This is a genomic window from Mesorhizobium sp. M0833, from assembly GCF_040319905.1.
Lineage (GTDB): Bacteria > Pseudomonadota > Alphaproteobacteria > Rhizobiales > Rhizobiaceae > Mesorhizobium.
Window position 1 is genome coordinate 1 of the sequence record NZ_JAMYOQ010000042.1, and the last position, 18,520, is coordinate 18,520.

Here is an 18,520-nt window from a genome sequence, read left to right on the forward strand (position 1 = left end):
CTTGCTGCGGCCTCGAGCTCCGCCAGCGAGTTCACGCCGAGCGCCTGATGAAGCTTCAGTATCTTATCAGGACCAAGCCCGGGTATGGCAAACAGCTCCATCACGCCCGCTGGAACATCCTCGCGCAGCTTCTCAAGGCTCGGGTGCGTGCCGGTTTGGTAAAGCTTGGTCACGATGTCTGCGATCGCGTCACCGATCCCCGGGATCTTGGTGAGGGCGCCGGCGGCGATGATCCGATCAAGCGGCTGCGACAGCGCCGTCAGACTATCTGCCGCGCGCAAGTATGCCTTTATGCGATAGGGATTGTCGCCGCGCATAGACGCCCGTTGTGCGTATTCCTTCAAAAGACTGGCGACGGTCCTCGGATCGATTTTTGCCATGGCTTCAGCCAAACGAGGCCGATCTCCGCAGGTTCCAATCAGGCAAGGCATGAGCGCTGCGTTGCCTTTAAATCCCGGCTTTACTGCCTCTTCCCGCGTCGGACGCTACAGATTGGGCAAGGATTGGTCAGCGCGACCCCATCCAGCCAGAGCTTTGGAGGCTGCGCGTTTCTCTAATTCAGGAGCATCGCCCACGTGGAAATGAGAGGGCGCATCTATTGTCTTCATCTCCGCCCACGTGATCGGTGCCGCGACAGGAGCGCCCGGACGTGATCTTGCGCTGTAGGGCATGATCGCGGTCGCCCCGCGCTGATTGCGTAGATAGTCCACAAAGATGCGACCCTTGCGGCGCGCCTTTGACAACACGGCCGTGAAATGGGCCGGATCGCTCCGGGCGACCGCCTGCGCCAGGCGAGACGCGAAGTCCTTCACCTCTGGCCACTCCGCGTCAGGGGTGAGCGGCGCGATGACGTGCACTCCTTTGCCTCCTGTCAGCATCGGGAAAGTCGTAAGTCCCAACGATTTAAGGATAGCGCGGAACTGAAAGGCAGCGGCGCGGACGGCCTCAAAATCGAGGCCTTCATCGGGGTCGAGGTCGAACACGAGGCGGTCGGCCTTTTCGACATCCTCGATCCGAGCTCCCCATCCATGCAGCTCAATCGTTCCCATCTGGACGCAAGTCATCAGTCCGTCGGCATCGTCGACATAGAGATATGGTTCCTCGTGCCCGTCCTTCTCCGTGATGCCGACGTGGTGGACTTTGTCCCCAAAGCTGCCGGCGTCGTGTTTTTGGAAGAAGCACTTCTTCGCGCGGCCCTGTGGGCATCGAACCAGACTGATCGGCCGGCTGCCAACCCAAGGAAGCATGATCGCCGCGACCGCTGCGTAATGGTCGGCGAGCTGTCCCTTGGTGATGTTGGACTCCGGATAAATGACGCGGTCACGGCTACTTATCGCGATGGCGGTTGTCGCAGACGCGGCGAGATCGGCTGCATGACGTTCCGTCTCGAGCACGACCACCTCCGGCTTCTTGTCTTCGCGGAGACCAAGATAGCTCGGATGTCGTAACGTCCCTTCATTTGTCATTTCGGTGAAGGCAATCTCAGCGACCAGTTTCGGACGGAGCCAGTGTGCGCCGCGCACTTCCGCGCGTGGTGCGTCGACGGTCGCGGCCTTCTGCTCAAGCGGCGCCATGATCTTCAAGAGACGAAGAAGTTCAGCGGTGTCGAAGCCGGTGCCGACTTTCCCAGCGTAACGCAGCTTGCCGCCGTCATGAACGCCAAGGATCAAGGACCGAAACGCGCGGACCTTGTCGGACGGCGTCCAGCCGACAATCACAAATTCCTGCCGCCTGATGCATTTGATCTTCAGCCAGCTTGCGCCGCGGGCCGCCACATAACTCGAATCTGCGAGCTTTGAGATGACGCCCTCAAGGCCCGCTGCGCAGAAGCGATCGAGCAGCTCTTCTCCGCGGCCGAGGATATGGTCGGAGTAACGAAGGACCGGATTTTTCGCAGGCAAGATCGCCTCCAGCTTCGCCTTGCGCTCAAGAAGAGGAAGCCTTGTCAGATCTTCGCCGTCGAGCTGCAGCAGATCGAACGCATAAAAGTCGATAGTCGCCGGGGCACCCTTCAATGCATTCTGAAGCGCCTGGAAGTTAGATCTTCCTTCCGCATCGACAACCACGGCCTCGCCGTCGATCAAGGCGGAGCGCACCTTGAGCTCGCGAGCCTCGGAGAGGATCGAGGGAAAACGGCTAGACCAGTCCAGACCAGATCGTGTGTAGGCTCGCGCCTCGCCACCGCCGACGGCAACGAGAATACGATAGCCGTCGTATTTCATCTCATGGATCCAACGATCGCCAGCAGGGACCGTGTCCACGAGCGTTGCGAGCTGGACCGGCCGGAAAGCGGGCGGCGCTAAAGTGACCTCGTCACGAGCGGGCGACTTCGCTTGACTAGCGCTCGACCCATCGATTGCCTTATGCGACGTTGGCTTGACCACTCTGACCTAAACCATACTCAGAGACGAAATAGCGTTATCCCCGTCCAACGCGCCACTACTTTTTTAGTTTCGCTGCAGGCCGTATTGAGCTTTTCGCGATCCTTTGCCGACCCACTTGATTAGCGCCTCGGCCTGACGCCGTACTTCCTGCCTCCGGCCCTTCCATTCCCGATTTTCGCGCACAGCTCACAGGCAATAATCAAGAGCAGGAATGTGCCCTCAAATGCCGCCACAGCGTATCCTCTTTCTGCCATCGGCTTTAGAAGCCTGACATTCCGGTTCCGGCGTTCCGGTCCCCTGTGGGTACGGTTTCGATCTTCTCGTCGAACCCCATGTTTCGATTGATGATTATTCGACGTGCCCCATTGACGCCAAGTACCTTGGTTTCAGTCTTCACCAATACCGGAGGGACGAACCAATGGGTTGCCATGATACTCCTACTCAGGGGAGAGATACACGTTGGCCTCCTTGGCAGCCGGCTCAAAGGCTTCACGGGCCTCTTGGGGGAGGCGCCGCCCTCGAACGCATCGACGCAGGATTGGACCGCCTTGGTCCACTTCGGGCCCTTTGTGTCCCACGCCATGAGTTCCTCGGCGGCTCCCTCGACGTGGCTGATCCCATTGCGAATGCCCGGACGTTTCGTCTTCACGTAGACCGGGGGAGCGAACCAGAGGGGACCCATAGGGGGAACTTAGAGCGGCAAGAGCCCGCTGACCAACCCCGCTTTAGCCCAGCTAAGGGAACAATGTAGGCCCCCGCGGGTTTAGAGGTTGCAGTGGTCGATTCTTCGTGGATGTGCAGCCGCTGTGGGGGGTCCGTCGCCTCTCCCTCACCGGCGGCGGGCTCCTTTCGCGAAGGCGGTTTTGGTCATAGACACATAGACCTTATACCCTTCCAATTTAGCTGGTTGTCATTGGGGGGGAGTAACGTCCCCTCCTCTTTTGCAGCAGCCAGGAATGCCTTGCGGGCCTCCTCAGGTTCCATCTCGTCGAAAATCACGGCCATGCAAACGCGCACCGCGAGCTCCCACCAAGGGCCACGCTTGGTCCACTTCATCAGCTCCTCGCCGGCTGCCTCGGCGTTGTTGACATTGTGGATGATCCCGGGATGCTCGGTCTTGACGGGGACAGGAGGGTTGAACCAGTGGAGGGCCATGCGGTCACTCTTTGTCGACCTTATCAAGTTCCTCCAGCAAATACCTTTGCTCAGCCGGCAGTTCCCATTCTACAGGCAGATTTAGCAGGTTGGGAAGGTAATTGCGGATTACCTCTGACTAGTGAAAATGGAGCAGGACGGCGCGCTTCCGTTGCGATGCCACAGCGGCTGAAGTTGACCGTCGAAAGCCACACAGAGGCCATGGCAGTTGCTGCCTCGACGATTGCCTCGGTTAGTTCTTCGTCGGAGGCCACCAAATAAGGCGCAGTCTCCCGAGCTTCGCGTAGTGCCGCTTTGATCGAGACCATGTCGCGACGGTTCGCCCTGTTGAGGAGGCCGTTACTCGCGAAGATCAAACCCGACGAACAGGCCAAAGGCTGGGGCAACATTGACAATAAGCTCCACCAGCTCGCAGTCAGTTTCCGCCAGATGTGGCCCGTCTCGGCGCACCGCTGCGATAGTCTCTTTGACGGAGATGATTTGGCCGCGACGGGCTTGTAGGATCAGCTCGTCAACAAGGTGTTTGGCAGTCACTTTGTCGGGGCAGTTCGTCCAAACGTTCATACAAGGCCTCCCACCTCAGCGAGAACCCAAGGGAACATTCATGATCCTCTGTCGAGAAAAATCAAGAAGAATGTTTGATAACTTCTGAGTGGGAATCAGGGGGACAAGCCACGAAGCGAGCCTCTATACTCTTTGACCTGACGCTCAGCCAGCCGGCTAGGGACCTTCTTCCGTCGGGCCTTGTTTGGCCCGATCAATAGCCGCAAGTAATGACTGTAGGGTTGGCGGCAGTTCTGGGTCGACCTCCAGATTTACGAACGTTTGTACGTGATGACGATAGCCTTCGGAACGGATCAGTTTCCGAAACGCTTCGGAGACAGACTGATGGTCTGCTTTGTTGCTCGTTGTCATGTTCGGGAAGTCCGTCCCAATGAGCCGCAACTCGCCCGGAACGAATGGGTTCCATCAGGAGGTCGGAATATTGGTAGAAATTTCTGAGCGGGAGATCGGATAGCTGGCTCGCGCGAAGACCCCCCCGTGCCCCCTTCGTTTGCCGCAGCATTAATCCTCGCTTTTTGACTGAAGATTCGTGTCGATCTAGAGCACGTCCTGTGATCGATGAATCGATTGTGATGTGACGGCTGCGTTTTGTGCTGATGCAACATCCACCTCGATGGAGGTGGACGATGGGAAGAGCATTGAGCCGTGATCTTCGGTCGCGGGTCTTGAAGGCTTCGGACGAGGGCATGTCGCGCGGCAAGCGGCGGCGCGGTTCGGCGTGGGAGTGTCCAGCGCGATCCGCTGGATTGCGCGAGCGAAGATCGGCGAACTGGCGCCACGCCCGTACCGTCAGGGCTCGACCGGACATAGGGTTGCACATAGGTACTGTTGCTTTTCGTGTAACCGTTGCCATAGGTATCGGCGAAAGCCGTCGAGCCGGTCAGGACTGCAATCAAGATGCCCGCCGCCACAATTCTCTTTTTCATTTTTTCCACTTTTGGTCTGGTTGTTGGTTTGTAGTGCCGCCGCACCCGTCGGTCGAACACCGGCCAAGCAAGCCCCTGCCGCAGGGTAAGACAGCCGTTTATTTCGTCGCAGTCGTCTCGACCAGATGATCCTTGTTGGAGGTTGCGAACCGGCCGACATCGCGAAGGTAATTGCGCTGCGTCTCCTGGCAGAAGGGAAAACGGCATGATCAGACTCCTTGTTGAAGAAGCCCGTGATGCTCTGCAGCAGCCGAACCACGCTCAATGCGGGCGCGACAGCCGGTTCTTGATCTCTACCTCAATCGCGGGCGCTCTCCCGCGCAGCGGGTTCGTCCTGCGTGCCCACTCAAGACGCTATGACTGCCTTCCCCGCCGATTGGAATTTCGAATACAGTCAGCCTCACGCCAATCCCACCCTGAAATCCTCCAGAACCTGAGCCAGCCCTGGCGCGCCGAGAAGTGTCACAACACACTTCGCCTGAAGCTTCGGTATCGCGCGATCGTAAATGGCAACAGCAGCCGCCATCCTGCTTGGCGCCGGGCTGTCTGGCCTGGCGCTGTACAACAGCGCTCGCGCCAGACGCGCGCTTTTCCCGCACGGGTCGGGGCGCTTTGTCGGAGTGGCGGGGGTGCGCCTGCATCTCCTTGAGCAGGGCAGCGGGACGCCGTTGATCCTGCTGCACGGAAACAGCTCGTCGGCCGAAGATTTCAAGACCAGCGGCATGCTCGACAAAGCGGCCAGCAGATACCGGGTGCTCGCCTTTGACCGGCCCGGCTTCGGCAGGAGCACGCGGCCGCGAGGCAAATGGTGGACGGCGGCCGAGCAAGCCGATCTCATTCATGCCGCCGTCGCGCAGCTTGGGACCGAAAGATATTTCATTCTGGGCCATTCCTGGGGCGCGTCGGTGGCTCTCCAGCTCGCGCGCAGGCACCCAGCATCAGTTGCCGGAATCGTGCTTGCCTCAGGTCATTACTATCCGCCGCCGCGCCTGGGCCTCGCACTGGCGGCGCTGCCGGCCTTGCCTGTCGCCAGGGATGTTTTCTGCCACACCTTGCTGCCGCTGCTTGTGCGGCTCACCTCGCCGCTTGCCATAGGCAAGATATTTCGCCCCGGCATCATCTCTGCAGCGTTTGCTTCGTCGGCAAAGGACATCGCCAGCCGGCCCTCGCAACTACGGTCGATCGCAGCCGAATCGGGATTGATGCTGGCGGCCGCGCTGGCTGGCGGCCGCTTCACCCGCTACCATGATCTGTCGCTGCCTGTCGGCATTATTGCAGGGGCCGGCGACCGGTTGCTCGATGCGAAAACCGAGGCTCTTAGGCTACAATCCGAGATTCCTGGTTGCTTTGTCGATATCATTCCGCAGGCCGGCCACATGGTCCACCATACCGCACCTAGCTGTTCTCGCTATGGGTCGACAGGGTCGCTGCCGCGGCCAGCATGAAGTAGGCCGGCACTGGCGCATGATCCCGCTAATGGGAATCCGGTTTTCGGAAAGATCATGCGCAAAGCAATAGGTGGAACCCTGTCCCGACCCTATCGGGTGGCGAATCCGATGGTATAACTTACGGCCACAACGCATGTCAGCGAACCGCATCGTGTGCCATCCCCGCCGGTTCCGCTAACATCGAGGTCGAGGTCTGGCACCTTGCAGACTGGCCAGGGGAAAGGCCGCAATTCGTGGCTCGTTTCTGTCTGCCTTTAAGGCCGCAAGCGTCTAGTCATCTGCATTGAGGCCGCGGGCTGTCAAGCGCCCCGCATTACAAGGAGTTGACGCTCTGAGAAATGTAAACGTGTCGCACCATCCTTGTTGGTGCAGCATGCCGGGCTTACTGCCTTTCGAGCGCTTGATGTAACCAAATCACCGGCTCGGCGTTTCGTTCAGCGCCGTTGCAATGCCCACCCACCAACGCAACTTACGAGCACGAGCGAAGCCATAACCTCTGTCACGAGCATAGACTGGCAACTTCATGAGTCGCAATTTTCTGGTGATTGAACCTGAGGAAGGCATTGCCGTGCTCAAGGGGCTTGCCTCCTCGGCCCGGATCTCGATGCTGAAACTGCTGCACGAGAAGGGGCCGATGAATGTCAACGAAATCGCCGCCGTGCTGTCGCTGCCGCAGTCGACCGTCTCGACCAACATCCAGGTGCTGGAGGATGCGGGCCTGATCCGCACCGAGAACAAGAAAGCCAAGAAAGGCAATCAGAAAATCTGCTATCCGACCGCTGAAGAAGTGCTCGTCGTGTTCAAGGGTGAGTATCGTGCGGTCAAGAACGACCCGATCGAAGTGTCGATGCCGGTCGGGCTTTACACCGGCTTCGAGGTTACCGCGCCCTGCGGCCTTTGTTCGCCGGACGGCATCATCGGTCTGCTCGATGTTCCCAACACTTTCCTTGATCCGGATCGCATGAAAGCCGGTTTGCTGTGGTTCACGCGCGGTTATGTCGAATATCAGTTCCCCAATAACGCCAAGCTCGCAAATGCCGAGATCACCGAGCTCGAAGTGGCGATAGAACTGTCTTCGGAAGTGCCGGGCACCAGCGCCGATTGGCCCTCGGACATCACGCTGAGGATCAATGGCGTCGATGTCGGCACCTGGACGTCGCCGGGGGATTTCGGCGACAAGCGCGGCGTCTTCACGCCCTCCTGGTGGAAGCTCAAGGGCTCGCAATACGGCAAGCTGAAGAACTGGCGAATTGCCAATGACGCCACCTATGTCGACGGCCTCAGGATTTCCGAAACCGGCCTCGCCGCACTCGATCTGAAGAGCCATCATTCAATCCGCGTCCGTATCGGCGTCAAGGACGACGCCGAGCGCCCCGGCGGCATCAACATTTTCGGCAAGGGCTTTGGAAATTACGATCAGGACATCCTGCTCAGGATCAAAACCGCGTGAGTCGACTGGCGGTGTTGCTGCGCGCAATTACAGTCCCTTGCAAGATTTGCAGCTGGTCTAGCAACGTTGTCTATGAGGCGACCAGCTTGCCTGACGTGTACAGATACCCGTCGCAAGCTTCGCCCACTCGCTGCCTTTCGCCTGCTACCCTCAACACCGCTACAAAGCGATCTGTCCCACCAACCGCCAGAGCGTTTCATCCTCCGTTCCGGCAAATGCCGGAACTTAAACCTCTAGGCAACTCTCGAAAGTATGTGTCGATCCAGGTCGCACTTTGCCAACCCGAACCGCCAGCGATGGTTCGTCGCCTCACGCCTGCTCTGATAGAACAAGGTCAGTTGCCGGCCGTCGATCATCACGGTCGAATGGCCATTCTCGCCGGGCTCGCCAGGGTCGAGAACGGGGCCGACGGAAACGTAGGGACCCTTGACGTCATCGGCGATGGCGAAGAAGACGCGCTGCCGGCTGCCGCGCGGACCTTCGGGGAGGAAGCAGGTGGCGTTGAGAAGCACGCGACCGTCCGGCAGTTCGACGATCTGGGCGCCTTCGATCCCCCATTCGTAATCTGGGTGCTCGCGCGCATTGTGATGCGGCACGTCGAGATGATCGAGTATCTTGCCGAGACGTTTCCATGGCCCGAACCAGGAATCGGATTGGCTGCGCGCCAGATAGACATCAGGCTGAGGCACCCTGGTGAATTTGGGCATCCCTGAATAGACGATGTAGCGCTTGCCTCCGATGATTGCGGGGTGGGGATCGTAGATGCCGTCCTCATCGGTGTCGGGCAGCGACAATATCGCCGCATTGAGCACCACCCAATGAAAGCCGTCATTGGACACCGCGTGCTCGCAACGTCCGCCGGACTTCATGAATTCGGTCTGGATAAACATGTGGAAGACGCCGCACTCATGAATGACGCCGGGTGCCGCAACGCCCGATCCGGTAATCGGCAAGACGATTGGCTCGTGCTCTGTCCAGGGTCCATAGAGATCCGGCGCCGTGGCATGGAGTATTTTCCAGCTTTCGGTCGTGACCGTGCCGCTGGAGCCGAAGACGTGCCAGAGCGTGCCGTCGAAGACGGGACAGGGGTCCTTCAGGTCATCCACGGCCTGCGGGTGAAACAACGGAAAGACGTTGGTTTCAAAGTCGATCTTCATTCGCCAACCATTCCTCGATTCCTCGCGGGCTCCATTCAAATGAACCATCTGCGCGACTCAGATGAATCGATTCGCAGGCCTATTTATAGCTCCGCCGATGAACGGTTGTTGAACGATTGAAGGATTTCAACCGTTCTGTGGCAAAGGGCCACATTTGGGGAGCCCGACCTGAGGCGATGGGCTTCATCATGTGGGTCGAATGGGCGGCCGGCTCTCCCCTTCTCTGTTGAGCCATCGCAAGTGGAGCGGACGGCTGGTCTCGCCTGAACAGTTTGCAGCTGTGGAACAACTTACTGGGATGGAAGTTATATAGAAGGCTGTGAACTTCATGTCAAAGCTGCCTCGGTTGACTTTTGTTAGTCGAGGCATTTTCTAACTATGTCGAAGGATAATCTACATGGAAATGGCGGCGGGCCGGTCCAAAACACGAAAAATCCCTGTACAACCGTCCATTTTAATTTGCTTTTCACACCTCCGATGGAACTTCGTATATCAGAGACCACAACACATTCTGACCCTGGCGTCAAAACAGCAACAGCTACTTTACTTCGAAGAGCCGATCTTCGATGAGAGGCGCCACCCTTCGATGCGGGTGCACAATATTACCCCGACGATTAGAATAGTGACGCCGCTGATCCCAGTTGGTACGTCCGCGACCAGGGCGGACGCGATCCAGCGCAGGTTCGTCGATCAGATCCTCGCCTCCACGCCGCATGACCGATTGACGACCTGGTATTACACGCCCATGGCGCTACGCTTCAGCGATCATCTCGCCTGTGACGTCTGCGTCTACGACTGCATGGATGAACTCTCCGCGTTCAAAGACGCTCCCGCAGAGTTGACGCAGTTGGAAAAGGCGCTGTTGCAACGTGCCGATGTCGTCTTCACAGGCGGGCAGAGCCTCTATGAGGCCAAGCGCAGCTTGCACCGGGCGATCTTTCCCTTTCCGAGCAGCATCGACGCTACTCATTTCCATCAGGCTAGGGCGCCAGGTGAGGACCCGTTCGATCAGGCCGACATACCGCACCCGAGGGTGGGGTACTTCGGGGTCATCGACGAACGGCTCGACCTTGAACTTATCGCGCAGGCGGCTGCGGCAATGCCAGACGTGCATTTTGTCATGCTCGGCCCTGTCGTCAAGATCGATCGGGCGAGCCTTCCCACGGCAGGCAATCTGCATTGGCTGGGCGGCAAGTCCTATGCAGACCTGCCGAACTATCTCAGGCATTGGAGTGCCGGCTGGATGCCGTTCGCGCTCAACGAAGCGACCCGCTACATCAGCCCGACCAAGACTCCCGAGTTTCTTGCGGCAGGACTGCCGGTGTTGTCCACGGCGATCGTCGACGTTGTGCGTACCTACGGCGTCGAAGGCCTTGTCGCGATTGTCGAGGCGGAGGATATCGAGGCCAAGCTTCGGTCGATCCTGGCCCACCCCCGCGATTTCCTGGTCAAGAAGGCCGACGCCTACCTCGCCGACATGTCCTGGGAGAAGACCTGGAGCGCGATGGCTGCCCACATCGAGCGCGCCCTTGCGATGAAGAGCGTCGTCCCATTCCTGAGGAGGGCGTGAGCGTGTTCGACTGGTTGATCGTAGGGGCCGGTTTCGCCGGCAGTGTGCTGGCCGAGCGTATCGCATCGCAACGGCAGGAAAGCGTCCTGATCATAGACCGACGAAATCACGTCGGCGGCAATGCCTATGACTGCTACGACGAGGCCGGAATCCTAATTCACCGTTACGGGCCTCACATCTTTCACACCAACGCCCAATCGATCGTCGACTATCTGTCGCAATTCACCGAATGGCGGCCTTACGAACATCGCGTGCTGTCGCTTGTCGATGGAAAGCTGCTGCCGATACCGATCAATCTCGACACCATAAACCGCCTCTACGGCCTTGAGTTAACGTCCGAGCAGCTGCAGGACTTCTTCGCTTCCCGGCGCGAAACGGTCAAAGAAGTCCGCACCGCTGAGGACGTCGTGGTCAGCACTGTCGGCAGAGAGCTCTACGAGAAATTCTTTCGCGGCTACACGAGGAAGCAGTGGGGTGTCGACCCTTCCCAGCTGAGCAAGTCGGTGACGGCGCGAGTCCCAACCCGGACCGATCGCGACGATCGCTATTTTGGCGACAGCTTCCAGAGAATGCCGGCAGGCGGGTATACGCGCATGTTCCAGCGCATGCTGGATAGTCCCAAGATCAAGATCATGCTGCAGACCGACTACCGCGAAATTCGCGACAAGATCCCCTTCCAGCGGATGATCTATACCGGTCCGATCGACGAGTATTTCGACTGGAAGCTTGGTCGCTTGCCCTACCGTTCGCTGCGCTTTGAGCACACGACGCTTGATTGCGAGCAGTTTCAACCGGTCGCCGTCGTCAACTATCCGCAGACGGAAAAATACACACGGATCACCGAGTACAAGCATCTGACCGGACAGAAGAGTCCGAAGACCAGCCTCACCTACGAATACCCTACGGACATCGGAGATCCTTATTACCCGGTGCCGCGGGCCGAAAACGAGGCGTTATACAAGCGCTATGAAGCCTTGGCCGCGGCCTGCCCGGAGGTCTGGTTCGTCGGACGTCTTGCAACATATCGCTATTACAATATGGATCAGGTCGTCGGCCAGGCATTGGCTACGTTCGGGCGCATTCAGACACGCCTGCCGGCAAGCGGGATGCTCGTCACGTCGACGCAGCGCGAGGCGGCCGAGTGAATGATGCGCCGGCCTGACCGGCGTTCGGGCGACCCACGGCCAAAGAGGCCAACGATGTTTCTCGGCGAACAGCTCTAGACTAGAATATGCTGTGCTGTTGATGCAGCTGAAAAGCGCGCACTGTTGGTATCAGCGAGGCTATAGCGCGCTTGCTTGTTGTTTCTCAAACGCCAAGAACGATTGGCGCTGGCGCTCCAACTCGTCCGCAAGTGGCTTGCGAACAGTGCGCGAGCCGTCCGCATGAATGGTGGAGAACAAGCCGACTTCGGCGTGGCGCGAATTGTCCCAACCTGGGTAGGCCGTCACCGGGTACAGGCATATACCCTTAACAGGTGCACCGAGGCTCGTCGCATCGCGTACTTCGTCGCAAACGTAGTGAAGCCAGGCTGGCCGGCCTGAACCTTCGGCGCCGGTCTCGGCGATGAACATCGGCTTCTTGTATCGCTCGGCGACCTCGACCAGCATTTCCGAAAGTGCACGGTATTCGTGGTGCCCCATCGGTATCGTTGGGCCATTCAAGTACCATTGGTTGTGCGGATAGAAGTTGAGGCCAATGACGTCCACAACGTCCTCGCTACCGCCCAACTCCGGTTCCATGCGCCCGATCAGCATGTCGTAAGCCTCGAATTGCCCCTGACGAGCATTTTCGGCGCGCCGCCGCTCGGGGTGAGTACGGTCACGAGGAGCAATATGGATCAGCGGTTCAGCCCAGATGAACCTGCAGCCGGGTTCGGCCTCCCGCATGGCCCTCACGCCGGCGACCGCTGCCCTGACAAGGTGTCGTTTGAACCATCCACGCTTGTTCGGCCCGACGCGGGGGAAGTAGCCGACCTCTACCGCCCATGCAAAAAACGAAATCTCGTTGATCGGGCACACCAGGGGAGCCACCCCGGTAGCGGAGCGATGAACCCGAACAGCTTCCGCGGCGAAACGGACGTAGGCCTTGATAAACCCCGGGCCACCTTGGTCGATATGGTCTGGCGAGCCATAGTGGAAGATATCCCAGATGACCTGCACCCCGGCCGCCTGGGCTGCTTCGATCGCCGACGTCCAACTCGACCAGTCGAAGACTCCGGGCGCGGTTTCGATCAGGTGCCAGCGCAAGCCGTCACGGATCGTGCGAAGCCCAAGCTCGGCACAACGGCGATAGTCGCCATGTGCATGGATGTCGTGCGAGGTCGCGCGTATCAGATCAAGACGGGCCCCGTCGGCGCGCCTGTGGGAGGAACACTCGAAACCAGCCATGAAAAAGCTGTCGAACCCGGAAGAGCCTGCCGTGGGCCGACGAGCGGTATCCTCGTTCATACCAACATCCTGTCGCCCAAGGCGTGGGCAAGTAATCGCATTCGCAGTCCCCCATTGTCAGTTCCGGTCGCCTAGTCGGAACCGGTCGGCCACCGCCACGTCGACGGCGCGGCGGCTGCTGCGTATGTGTGCCTCTGGATCCAACCAAGGTCCAATCCGTCTGTCCGGGCCGCGGTGGCCTCGATTCGATCCGAAGTTATGCCGCCTGTTGCATCGCCCGTTCGTTGACCCCTGTTTCGCCCAGTCGGGTGAGCGCCTCATCGGTTGCTTTTTCTTCCTTGAGCGTCTGTTCGAGTAGCGGGACGGCGTCTTTCAGACCAAGTAAGCCGGCCCATGTGACAAGAGTCCCGTAGCGCGCTATTTCATAGTGTTCCACGGACTGGGCTGCAGCCACGAGACCCGCGTCCAATGCCGGAGCCTCCTCGAATTCCTCCAAAATCTCCTGTCCTTCTTCGATGATGCCGTCGATCGCCGGGCACGTTTTCCCTTGGGCTCTCTTGCCAAAGGCGTCGAAAACTTGCTGCAGGCGCTCAATCTGACCCTCTGTCTCGTCACGATGTTTTTCGAACGCCGCCTTCAGCTCTTCTGACTCCGCCCCCTTTGCCATTTTCCGGAGCGCGGTCAGAATCTTGCGTTCAGCGTAGTAAATGTCTTTCAACCCATCATGGAAAAGGTCTTCCAAACCTTTGGAGCCACCTTGAGAGCCTTTCTTCGTCGCCATTGTCATCTCCTGTTTCATTGTATCGACGCATGCATGGTCTAACTGGCCCAGTCTCTTGTTGTTCCTTCGCCACGGCTCTGCGGCAGCCAACAGGTTGAGCGACGGTCGGTTGACCGCTGACTTCAACCCGCCGCGTCACAGCGACCGCCCGAGCATCTCGGCTGCGCTCCATTGCGGAACTTCCGGTATGAGGATCGTCTGCCTGCAGGGTTGCTGTCTGGTGTCGAAGCTGACAAGCTTAGGAACTTTGGTCGAAATCTCTAAAAGGCAAGCTGTTCAATCTCCTGATGCGGGCCAGAAGAATTGCCAAGTCATACGGCTTGGCGATTCGAGGGCCATCCTGGCAGAGGTCACCGGCTGCTTTGGCGGTTCGTTCCACGGCCGATGACAGCACCACCTTGATGTCTTCTCTATTCTGCCGAACCCACGCGGCAAGCTGAAACCCATTCGTCCCGCCTGGCAGATCAACGTCCGATAAAATGGTATCTACGTAGAAGCCGGAATGCCCCACCGCCTCTTGAGCAGCAAGGGCATCTTTTGCCTCGATAACTCGGTAGCCACAATGTCGAAGGTAGTCCGCCGTGGCCGAACGAGTGGTCACGTCAGCACTAACAACCAAAATCGTGTCGGGCTTTGACGCATGACGATTTTCCATTCAGCTGGAACGGTCAACCATCTTTCCTGTTCCCGACCACTTCCTACAAATTGCGTGCCCCGTACAGACTTCGTCCGGGTGCGTGGGAGGTGCCATCCTGCCTCTTGGAGAGATGAAGAACGGGCTGAGAGACAATCCCAAAAAATACCCGCATCGAAGGGACGGCGTCAGGAAGAGAGTGGCCGGTCGCGCAAGTTCGGGTAAGTGGAGTGAAAGTCGGTAGATGCGCAGATCTGCGCGACAGCTGAGCGAACGATCATTCAGCGCGCGACGCTGTGACATATGACACGCAAGCAACCAGCATGCCCTGGCATTCGGTGGGCTGCCAGGCGCGTTTGTCTTAGTCCCTTAACGAATGTGAATGCATACGCCACAAACCTCAGCATAGTGGCCTGGAAGAGCAGATGTGGAGGCCCGAGGTGCGACAGCTTGAAGATCTAGTGGAACACTATGTCGGCATACGCAGCCGGCGTGATAGAGTCATGTCGATAGGGCTCGCCTTGAGAGCGCTAAGGCAGGTCGTTGGGATGGCTTCAATCTCGGACCGGGAGCTTGCGAACATGGTCGCCGACCGTGCGGTCAGGCATGGTCTCGCCGTGGACTTTGATCATATCCAGCAAGACTGATCTGGCCTTCTTGGACCGCTACTAGGGCCATTGCGGGTCGTGCTTTGACCCGCAATCGGTCTCGCCACTAGTTATCCTGGTGCGTGCGCGGAACGAATGGAACCGATCAGGCTTCGTAGAACCTCCAGCTGTCCAGTGCCTGTTTTAGTTGGCGGCCTGAAGATCAAGCGGCCTCGCCGAAATTCGAACCCATTCACCCCTTTAAGGTTCTCCCAGACCGACGCGGAGGGTTTTGTGCGAAAGGTGATCGCAATCGCTTCGGGTCCTACGTCGACTTGGCTCAAGCCCAACTGCGCTGCATCCATTCGCAGTCGGGTTACCTCCAGCAGCGTCGCCACTTCGCTCGGAATGCCTCCGAAGCGATCCTCCAATTCGTCGGCAAATGCATTCAGATCCGAATGTGTGCTCATACGGAACAACCGCGAATACAGGCTGAGGCGTATCGCTGGCTCCGGCACATAGCTTCCTGGGAATGACCCTCCGGCTTGCAAATTGATGTCCGGAAGTTGTGTGTCAGACGAGGGGCCGCCACGAGCAACCGACGAGGCACGCTCGAGCAATTTTTGGTAGAGTCCTACGCCGATCCGCTTTATGTGGCCGGCCTGTTCCTCGCCGAAAAGATCGCCTGCGCCGCGCAGGTCGAGGTCCCTTTGGCTGATGGTCAGGCCAGAGCCAAGCCGGTCGAGCGCCACAAGAGCCGAAAGTCGGCTCCTCGTGGCTTCAGCTAATTCCTTACCGGGCTCGGTCAACAGAAACGCAAAGCCCTGCAGTCTGCCTCTGCCTACGCGCCCTCGAAGCTGGTGGAGCTGTGCAAGTCCGAAACGGTCCGCCCGCCAAACCAGAATGGTGTTCGCCTGCGGTATATCAAGTCCGCTTTCGATGATGTCGGTGGCCAGCAAAATGTCACCTTCGCCAGCGGCGAAGCGAACCACGATCTCGTCCAACTCACGCGCTTTCATTTCGCCATGCGCGATCTTCACCAAGAGCTGCGGAACCAGCCTGCCCAGTTGTCTGAAGACAGTCCCGATGTCGTCTATCCGGGGAACTACAAAGAAGCTTTGTCCCCCGCGACGGTATTCACGTAACAGAGCAGCCTTGGCCGAACCGGCATCGAAAGGAGCCAAGATGGTGCGAACCGGACGCCGCTTGGCAGGCGGTGTATTCAGAACGCTGACTTCCTGCACGCCCGCCATCGCCAATTGAAGGGTGCGGGGTATCGGAGTAGCGCTCATCGTCAAGGTGTGGAGGCATGGCGCCAGGCCTCGCAGTGATTGCTTCAGCTTGGCCCCGAACCGATGCTCTTCGTCAATTACGAGTAGCCCCAGATTGCTAAGGGCCACCCCCTTGGCCGCAACAGCGTGGGTCCCGACGACGATTGCAATGTTACCGCTTCTCAGACCGTCCTTAACTTTCCTTGTCTCTGTCGATCCGACCACCCTGGACAGGTGAGCAACCTCGATGTTGAATCCTGCGAATCGACGGCAGAACGTCTCGTAGTGCTGGCGCGCGAGCACCGTGGTGGGCGCAACGACAGCAACCTGCTTGCCGCAGAATGCTGCGGCAGCACACGCCCGAAGCGCCACCTCCGTCTTTCCAAAGCCGACGTCGCCGCAGACCAGCCGGTTCATCGTCTTGCCCGACGACAGGTCGTTCATTACGGCTCGGATTGCGGCGGTCTGGTCGAGGGTTTCGGCGTATGGAAATCGCGCCGCGAAGCGCGCAAGGTCGGCACGCGACGGCTTGATCATTTCGGCGGACTGGCGGGACCTGGCCTTCGCCATGGTAACCAGCCGCCTGGCCACCTTCTCGATCTCGCGGGCCACAGACTGGCGCCGCTTGTTCCAACCTTCGCTGTCTAGTCGGTCCAAGGCCACTGCATCTGGCTCGGATCCGTAGCGCCATATTCGGCCGAACTCCTCCACTGGAACCAGCAAGGAAGCGCCACCATGATATTCAACCTTCACGACATCCTGTTGCAGGCCAGCCACTTCAATTTGTTCGATGGCGGCAAGGACGCCCAGGCCGTGGTCTTCATGGACAACTAGATCGCCGACCCGCAGGTCGGGTTCGACTATGCCGCTGCCGGACCCTGCGTTTGCAGTCCATGAGGGACCGAATATGTCCGCTGCCGCAACAACTGCAATTCGGGACAGCGGATCGACAAAGCCCTCCGTAAGATAGAACTCCGCCTTGAGAAGAGAGCCCCTTTTGACCGAGAGGATTTGCGGCCAGTCGGCGACTGGCTCCATCTTGTGACCGAGCTGATGCTCGATCAGCCGGTCTGCTCGGCGCAGTTCCGAAGCATCGCCTGTCACCACCACACTAAACCCCGAACTTGCGCGTGCCTCGGCGAACGCGGCGAATTCGCGCCCAGCTCGCGGCAGGTGGTAGAATTTGGGAATTCGACCGACCGGCAGAGTAAGTCTCAAGCACTGGCGATTCCGCAGCGCGCTATCCCACTCTTCGCGCGACAAATAAAATCGTTTCGCGGCCAACCCCGCCGTCGCTGATACTTGGTGTCTGCCGCGCCACGCATCCTCAATGAGGTCCAACACGCGAGCAAGCCCGATCTCTTCCAGTCCAGCCAGGAAGCAGATGGAGGCTGTCGACGCGACATCGAAAAGCGCTGGCAAGTCGGAATGGAGCGAGACCAGGCGTTCCTCCATGGGGACTGTGCGCATCGCTGCGCGGTCGAACTCGTTGCCGGCTTCCACGATGAGCTCCGATGCCGGGCCAACCACGACATTGTGCAGAGATCGCTCGCTTCGTTGAGTGACTGGGTCATACGTCTTGAGTTCAGAGATAGCGCCCCCAGGACCCAGCACAACACGTACTGGGTCGTCACGGTCGGCAGGGAAAATATCGACAAGATCGCCGCGGACGGCTATCTCGCCAGGTTCATCGACTTGATCGTCGACAACATAGCCTGTTCTCTCAGCCAACACCCGAAGTGCCCCCAGGTCCATCTTCTGTCCGATCTGCAGGGTGGCGAAACCCTGGTCGATTAGCGAGGGGGGAGGTACCCGCTGCAGGGCAGATTCGACCAAAGTAACTGTGATGCGGGGACCTTTTGGAAGGGCCGCAATAGCTTGCAGGACGCTAACCCGCCGCCCCATGGTGGCGCGAGTGGGCCACACCCTGTCGAAGGGCAGGCAATCCCAGGGCGGCATATACAGTATCTCAGCTCCTGGGAGAAAGTGGCGCAATGCCTGCGTGATGTCAGCTGCATCGCGTTCGCAACTCGCGACATTGGAAAATGTCGCGGTTTCGACCGGTCTCCAAAACACTGATCAACGCCGCAGCGACTGCGGCAGCTGGCGGTGTGTCGCCCTCTCCTCCGGTTGCGAGTTCGCGCTGTTTCGCAGAAGCGCGCTCAAATTGCTCGAGCTGTTCAGCTTCTCCAGCATTTGAGGT

The 18,520-nt window shown here is 58.9% G+C and carries 13 protein-coding genes and 1 pseudogene; 5 read left to right on the forward strand and 9 right to left on the reverse strand.

The genetic code is table 11. The annotated features are described in order from the left end of the window. The 4 genes from NKH98_RS29480 to NKH98_RS29495 form a co-directional block, all read right to left on the reverse strand. Window positions 1-380: helix-hairpin-helix domain-containing protein (locus tag NKH98_RS29480; protein WP_352903858.1), on the reverse strand; the 380-nt coding region annotated here is incomplete at its 3' end. Window positions 381-485: 105 nt separating this feature from the next. Then, window positions 486-2,384, reverse strand: coding sequence for a DNA ligase D (ligD, locus tag NKH98_RS29485; RefSeq protein WP_352903779.1), 1,899 nt, complete (start codon window positions 2,382-2,384; stop codon window positions 486-488). Window positions 2,385-3,251: 867 nt separating this feature from the next. Further along, entirely contained in the window at window positions 3,252-3,539 is a 288-nt protein-coding gene (locus tag NKH98_RS29490; RefSeq protein ID WP_352903780.1) for a DUF982 domain-containing protein, read from the reverse strand. Window positions 3,540-3,878: 339 nt separating this feature from the next. Next, the gene (locus tag NKH98_RS29495) at window positions 3,879-4,103 is read right to left on the reverse strand and encodes a hypothetical protein (RefSeq protein ID WP_352903782.1); all 225 of its coding nucleotides are present in this window, start codon (window positions 4,101-4,103) and stop codon (window positions 3,879-3,881) included. Between the two features lie 626 nt (window positions 4,104-4,729). On the opposite strand from NKH98_RS29495, the pseudogene NKH98_RS29500 reads away from it, so the two are divergent. The 3 genes and pseudogenes from NKH98_RS29500 to NKH98_RS29510 all read left to right on the forward strand — a co-directional run. After that, a pseudogene (locus NKH98_RS29500) lies at window positions 4,730-4,887 on the forward strand (helix-turn-helix domain-containing protein); the annotation flags it as partial. Window positions 4,888-5,535: 648 nt separating this feature from the next. Beyond that, window positions 5,536-6,474, forward strand: coding sequence for an alpha/beta fold hydrolase (locus tag NKH98_RS29505; protein ID WP_352903784.1), 939 nt, complete (start codon window positions 5,536-5,538; stop codon window positions 6,472-6,474). Between the two features lie 526 nt (window positions 6,475-7,000). Beyond that, entirely contained in the window at window positions 7,001-7,927 is a 927-nt protein-coding gene (locus tag NKH98_RS29510) for an ArsR/SmtB family transcription factor (protein WP_352903786.1), read from the forward strand. A 233-nt stretch (window positions 7,928-8,160) separates the two neighbouring features. Here the strand turns inward: NKH98_RS29510 and NKH98_RS29515 are convergent, their stop codons facing one another. Further along, entirely contained in the window at window positions 8,161-9,084 is a 924-nt protein-coding gene (locus NKH98_RS29515; RefSeq protein ID WP_352884871.1) for a glycoside hydrolase family protein, read from the reverse strand. A gap of 397 nt (window positions 9,085-9,481) precedes the next feature. On the opposite strand from NKH98_RS29515, the gene NKH98_RS29520 reads away from it, so the two are divergent. Together NKH98_RS29520 and glf are read left to right on the forward strand one after the other, a co-directional pair. Continuing rightward, complete coding sequence (locus tag NKH98_RS29520) at window positions 9,482-10,654, forward strand: glycosyltransferase family protein (RefSeq protein ID WP_352903788.1); 1,173 nt, start codon at window positions 9,482-9,484, stop codon at window positions 10,652-10,654. A 2-nt stretch (window positions 10,655-10,656) separates the two neighbouring features. Continuing rightward, entirely contained in the window at window positions 10,657-11,799 is a 1,143-nt protein-coding gene (glf, locus tag NKH98_RS29525; RefSeq protein ID WP_352903791.1) for a UDP-galactopyranose mutase, read from the forward strand. A 138-nt stretch (window positions 11,800-11,937) separates the two neighbouring features. On the opposite strand, the gene NKH98_RS29530 is transcribed toward glf, so the two are convergent. From NKH98_RS29530 to NKH98_RS29545, 4 genes are all read right to left on the reverse strand, one after another. Further along, window positions 11,938-13,104, reverse strand: a complete 1,167-nt coding sequence (locus NKH98_RS29530; RefSeq protein ID WP_352903793.1) for a glycoside hydrolase family 1 protein — start codon at window positions 13,102-13,104, stop codon at window positions 11,938-11,940. A 196-nt stretch (window positions 13,105-13,300) separates the two neighbouring features. Beyond that, a complete protein-coding gene (locus NKH98_RS29535; protein ID WP_352903795.1) occupies window positions 13,301-13,825 on the reverse strand; it encodes a YciE/YciF ferroxidase family protein in 525 nt (174 codons plus the stop codon). 238 nt (window positions 13,826-14,063) lie between these two features. Next, window positions 14,064-14,480 carry a response regulator transcription factor gene (locus tag NKH98_RS29540; RefSeq protein ID WP_352903797.1) on the reverse strand — a complete coding sequence of 139 codons (417 nt, stop codon included), beginning with the start codon at window positions 14,478-14,480 and terminating at the stop codon, window positions 14,064-14,066. Window positions 14,481-15,177: 697 nt separating this feature from the next. Beyond that, window positions 15,178-18,072: a DEAD/DEAH box helicase gene (locus NKH98_RS29545; protein WP_352903799.1), complete on the reverse strand. Its 2,895-nt coding sequence runs from the start codon at window positions 18,070-18,072 to the stop codon at window positions 15,178-15,180. Between the last annotated feature and the right edge of the window lie 448 nt (window positions 18,073-18,520).

Bases quoted from the DNA above. Each gene is read 5' to 3' on its own strand.
- NKH98_RS29490 (WP_352903780.1), bottom strand. From the start codon at position 3,539: ATGGCCCTCCACTGGTTCAACCCTCCTGTCCCCGTCAAGACCGAGCAT.
- NKH98_RS29495 (WP_352903782.1), bottom strand. From the start codon at position 4,103: ATGAACGTTTGGACGAACTGCCCCGACAAAGTGACTGCCAAACACCTT.
- NKH98_RS29505 (WP_352903784.1), top strand. From the start codon at position 5,536: ATGGCAACAGCAGCCGCCATCCTGCTTGGCGCCGGGCTGTCTGGCCTG.
- NKH98_RS29510 (WP_352903786.1), top strand. From the start codon at position 7,001: ATGAGTCGCAATTTTCTGGTGATTGAACCTGAGGAAGGCATTGCCGTG.
- NKH98_RS29515 (WP_352884871.1), bottom strand. From the start codon at position 9,084: ATGAAGATCGACTTTGAAACCAACGTCTTTCCGTTGTTTCACCCGCAG.
- NKH98_RS29520 (WP_352903788.1), top strand. From the start codon at position 9,482: ATGGAAATGGCGGCGGGCCGGTCCAAAACACGAAAAATCCCTGTACAA.
- NKH98_RS29530 (WP_352903793.1), bottom strand. From the start codon at position 13,104: ATGAACGAGGATACCGCTCGTCGGCCCACGGCAGGCTCTTCCGGGTTC.
- NKH98_RS29535 (WP_352903795.1), bottom strand. From the start codon at position 13,825: ATGGCGACGAAGAAAGGCTCTCAAGGTGGCTCCAAAGGTTTGGAAGAC.
- NKH98_RS29540 (WP_352903797.1), bottom strand. From the start codon at position 14,480: ATGGAAAATCGTCATGCGTCAAAGCCCGACACGATTTTGGTTGTTAGT.
- NKH98_RS29545 (WP_352903799.1), bottom strand. From the start codon at position 18,072: ATGGACCTGGGGGCACTTCGGGTGTTGGCTGAGAGAACAGGCTATGTT.